This is a genomic window from Anaerolineales bacterium (assembly GCA_022866145.1).
In the GTDB taxonomy this organism is placed as follows: Bacteria; Chloroflexota; Anaerolineae; order Anaerolineales; family E44-bin32; genus PFL42.
Genome location: JALHUE010000223.1, coordinates 1 through 4,709 on the forward strand (window position 1 = coordinate 1; position 4,709 = coordinate 4,709).

3 protein-coding genes and 1 pseudogene are annotated in these 4,709 nt (G+C 62.4%); 3 read left to right on the forward strand and 1 reads right to left on the reverse strand.

Annotation, left to right across the window (positions count from 1 at the left end; genetic code table 11):
- Positions 1-74 precede the first annotated feature (74 nt).
- The 3 genes and pseudogenes from MUO23_07115 (at position 75) to MUO23_07125 (ending at position 3,954) form a co-directional block, all read left to right on the forward strand.
- Entirely contained in the window at positions 75-230 is a 156-nt protein-coding gene (locus tag MUO23_07115; GenBank protein ID MCJ7512727.1) for a hypothetical protein, read from the forward strand.
- A gap of 470 nt (positions 231-700) precedes the next feature.
- Positions 701-2,371, forward strand: a complete 1,671-nt coding sequence (locus MUO23_07120) for a hypothetical protein (GenBank protein MCJ7512728.1) — start codon at positions 701-703, stop codon at positions 2,369-2,371.
- 263 nt (positions 2,372-2,634) lie between these two features.
- A pseudogene (locus MUO23_07125) lies at positions 2,635-3,954 on the forward strand (IS256 family transposase).
- Between the two features lie 87 nt (positions 3,955-4,041).
- On the opposite strand, the gene MUO23_07130 reads toward MUO23_07125, so the two are convergent.
- The gene (locus tag MUO23_07130; GenBank protein ID MCJ7512729.1) at positions 4,042-4,212 is read right to left on the reverse strand and encodes a hypothetical protein; all 171 of its coding nucleotides are present in this window, start codon (positions 4,210-4,212) and stop codon (positions 4,042-4,044) included.
- Positions 4,213-4,709 lie beyond the last annotated feature (497 nt).

Below are 4,709 nucleotides of genomic sequence, written 5' to 3' on the forward strand. Positions count from 1 at the left end.
AGTCGGTGCTTGGTGCTGGGTTGAATCAAGCCAGGTATGATATCGGCGTGCGGGTCTGAGATGGAGGAGCACTCGTGTGCAGCAGGCATTTCCACGTGTTGCTGGTCATCCTGGCTGTTGGCATGTCAACCATCGCCTGCCAGACCGCCTCCCGCTGGCTGCCCGAGGCGCCGCGCCCCACGGCGACACTCGATCCGGCCGCCGGCCGTCCCGGTGTCTTGTCGGGCTGACTGACGGGGCCGCAGAAGAGTGTACTGACTCTGGGCCCCAATTTGACCGTCCCTTGCTGACACGATACACTCCCAACTCGGACCTCTCTCAATCACCATTGGAGCAATTTACAGGGTAGTTGCGCAAGAAGGGGCAATTATGGGGACAGCTGCCTCATGAGAAAGCAGACCGGTTGTGCACATTTGAGGCAGTGTACTTCTGCATCCGAACGGCACTCAGACAGGACCGGCCTTGAGGACTCCGCCTCGGCGAGGCCCGACGTGTTTCTCGGAAAACTCATGGCGCAAGGTTTCCATATATTGAGGCTTGCCGCTGAAAGGCTGGCAGTCTGATGTCCTGGCTGCGGTCGGTGTTTTGCCGTCTGCCCTATTGGCTGATTTTGGGCGCGGCCGCGGTGGTGATACTTGTGGCTAGTGCTGGCGGCTCCTTCGGGCTTGACTCAGATCTGAAGTGGGGGGAGGTCAGGATAATGGCGCTTGGGGCGGGGCTGGTCATCCTCGGCATGGCCGCGGTAGACCGCCTGCTGGCCAGCTTCGACCGGCGCCTGACAGAACGGAGCCTTGGGCAGCGCGTCTTGGGAATCCCTCCAGAAGAGACTTCGGAGCCGATCGACGTCATCCGGCATTCGGCCCTCCGACTTGGTCTGCTTGTTCCGCTTTTCGTGCTGATCTTGTTCACCTACCTCGGACAGGTCACTGTATGGCGCTGGCAGAGCTGGCCAGGATCGAGCTATCGCTACCACGGACTGGCGGAGGCCTTTGCGCGCGGCGAGGTTGCGCTCTTGACGCAGCCTTCCCCTGCCCTCGCCGAGCTTGACAATCCCTACGATCCCGAGGCCCGTGGAGGAATTGAAGTCCTCGGAGATCTTTCGTACTTCGACGGCCGCTACTACATGTACTGGGGTCCGACACCGGCTGCCCTTAGCTCCCTCTGGCTCCTGATCGGCGGCACCCCGATCAGTGATGACCTGATCGTGCTTCTCTCCGTGAGTGCAGTGTTCTGCTTCTCTGCGTTGGCTGTCCTCCATCTACAGCGAGAGTACTTCCCCGGCATGCCTCTTTGGCTTGTCCTCGGTGGCCTTGTGCTTGTAGCGACCGCTCACCCGGCTCTCTGGACGCTGAACAGCCCGAGCCTATACACCGCTGCCATCTCATCCGGCCAAGCCTTCTTCATTGGCGGCCTGTACTTCATGCTCACAGCGCTAAACGCACCGCAACCGACGACCTGGCGCTACTTGGCGTGCGGGACGTTCTGGGCGCTGGCAATCGGCTGCCGTCTGACCCTGCTTGTCGCGGTGTTGCCGCTCGTGCTGATGGCGATCACCATGAGGATGAGGGCTCAGTTCGGGAGTGGGAAAGTGAAGAAGGAACTCCGGCCGATGGCTGGTCTGCTTATGCCACTCGCTATCGGGTGTGTCATTCTCGGGGTATACAACTTCGCCCGATTTGGTGATCTACTCGAGACCGGATTTCGTTACCAGATGATGCCATATGATCAGGTGGAGGCCATGCGCCGGGGTCTGGTCTTCAATCCCCGCTACTTGATCCCGAATCTCCTCCACTACCTCGCCGCACCGATCAGGCTTATCCCCGAATTCCCTTTCTTGCGTCCCTGGTGGGGGGCCTATCCGCCCTTCTCCGCCTTTCTGTCGAGGTTCAGTGTCCCCCTAGAGTACAGCGTCCAAAATGCAGTCGGATTGACCTTCGTGACACCTGCGCTGCTGCTCGGCGGATTGCTGCTCATGGACGCCTTCTCCTGCCCGTCGAGCAGGGGACAGAATGCACTTGACGCCCGCGGCAGATCGGCTGACTCGATGACCCTACGCGAGCTGGCATTGGCGCTCTCCGTGTCGGGGCTGGCTTTAGCCGGGCCCGTTCTGCTCTACCGGGTTTCAGCGACGAGATTTCTCATGGAAGTAACCCCGGCATTTGCCGTTCTCTCTGCGCTGGGTGCCTTTACGCTCCACAAAGCTAGCCGCCTCCTGCCCGGACGGCGAATTGCGGTTACCCTTCTGATCGCCTCCCTCATTGCCCTCTCCGCGGCCATCGGCTTCGTGCTGGCTCTCAATGGTGACTTCTCGAGGTTCGATGATGCCAACCCCGCACTATACTCGCTGCTGGTCAACCTGTTCTCGCGCTGATGCCCTGCCCGATTCCGGCCACCACCGTGGGATGCGTCGCGACCAAGTGACTTGCCATCGAGCGGCGGGTTTCCGGCTCGGCTCCTTCAGTGCACTCCGAAGCTGGCGCAACTCCCGACCGTGGTCACTCCTCGGCCACTGCTCCGGCGCGTCGCTCTTACCGACGGATGGATAACGTCTCATGAAGTGGTGTAAATACGGCTTGTAGAAAAGGCTATCGTGTGCTTCCTTGAGTGATCGCCAAACCAAACAAGGAGGACACGATGGCCGACCCGACTATCGCACTGATGGACTACCTTCGCAACATGGGCTTCGAACCCGACGAGGGTTTCCTGCAGGAGGCGCTGCAGCGACTGACCCAGACCGTGCTGGAACTGGAGGCCGCCAAGCAGATCGGGGCCGGCCACTATGAGCGCACGCCGGAGCGCAGGACCTACCGCAATGGGCACCGAGACCGGGTGTGGGAGACCCGGGTGGGAGAGATCCCGCTGCGTATCCCGAAAGTGCGCGACGGGAGCTACTTCCCGAGCCTGTTGGAGCCCCGCCGGCGAGCGGAGAAGGCGCTCCTGGCTGTGGTGCAGCAAGCCTACGTCGAAGGGGTGAGCACACGCCGGGTGGACGACCTGCTGCAAGCCTTGGGGCTGACCGGGATCGATACACCTGCCCTGGGGGGCGGTGCCAGGGAGAGTCGGGTGTCCCGGATCTGCAAGGATCTGGATGAGGTCTCGAACGGTTCCGTAGCCGGCCGCTGGAGGGCCAATACCCTTTCGTCTGGCTGGATGCGCTCTACCTGAAGGTGCGGGACAACCACCGCATCGTCAGCCAGGCGCTGGTGATCGCCACGGGCGTTCGCGAGACCGGAGAACGGGAAGTGCTGGGTTTTGCCCTGGGAGCCAGTGAGGAGGAGGCATTCTGGCTGGATTTCCTGCGCAGCCTGGTACGCCGGGGGCTCAACCGGGGTGCAACTGGTCACCAGCGACGCCCATGAAGGCCTGAAGGCCGCTCTGGGGAAGGTGCTGATCGGGGCCAGCTGGCAGCGCTGCCGGGTGCACTTTACACTTGCACCGCACTGCGTGCGCTGCAGTGCAGGTGTGCGGAACCTGTTGGCGCACGTCTCCCGGGGGGACAAGTCAATCGTGGCCGCCGCCCTGCGAACCATCTTCGCCCAGCCCGATCGGCAAGCAGCCGGCGTTCAACTGGCGGAAGTGGTGCAGGCCACACTTGCACCTGCGGCAAGTGCAGGTGTGCAGCGCCGCTGGCCGAAGGCGGCCGAGCTCCTGGCTGAAGCTGAAAACGACATCTTGGCCTACATGGCCTTTCCCGCGGAGCTGTGGACCCGGATCTACTCGACCAACCCGCTGGAACGCCTCAACAAGGAGGTCAAGCGACGGACGAATGTGGTGGGGGTGTTTCCCGACGGCGGCTCGGTCACCCGCCTGGTTGGTGCCGTCTTGCTTGAGACTTCCGATGAGTGGCAAGTCGGGAGACGCTACTTCAGCCTGGAAGCGATGGCCAAGGTGATTGGCCCACAGCCACTGCTCGTCGCCGAGCCGGTGGCCTTCCACTTGGCACCTGTTCACTGAAGGGAAGACCGCGACTCAAGGAAGTTGTGGAAGCACGCAAATTACACCACTTGACAAGACGTAAACCACCGGCAGGGCGTACGGCCGTCAGGAACTTCTGGCTGTGCTGCTCACGCCGCGCTCCCGTCGCCCCACGCGCAGTAGCACCTCTTCCTGGGCGACCTTGTCAGGGAACAGCAGCCAGACGGTGAACATCAGGCCGGGGAAGACAATCGCCAGCACGAGCAAGATTCCGAAAATCGCCGAGACATCGGCCATGGTTGGCTCCTTGAGTCCCGAGGGCATGGGAGCCCGTCGAGGGTCTGTGGGGTATACCGGATCACGTGGGCGGAAGTCGCGACGGCGCCTGCGGTTTGTCGGCTCGAAGCTGGGGCCTCTATCTAGATTGGGTCGAGGGCACGACCGTCGGAGCAGTCGGTCGGGAAGTGTTCGAGGGCCACAGACGGGATTCTGGAGGGGCTGAGCGGGTATGATATGCGCGGAAGCACGAACGACGGAGGTGGTGTCTTGGCCAGGACGCGTGCGCTTGACCTGCTGTTCGCCCTCGCGGTTGTTGGATCAACGCTCTCTTGCCAAACCGCCGCACGGTGGCTACACCTCGGGGCCGACGGAATGCCAACCGGGAGAGCGCCTGTCGTGCTCGATGTCTCCACCCCAACTGCAGACGCGCGGCCCTCACCCGAGATCTTGACACCCCCTCCGGGAACGCAATCGGCGCTCACTGTCTCATCGTCCACGCCGGCCGTGCAGGCCCC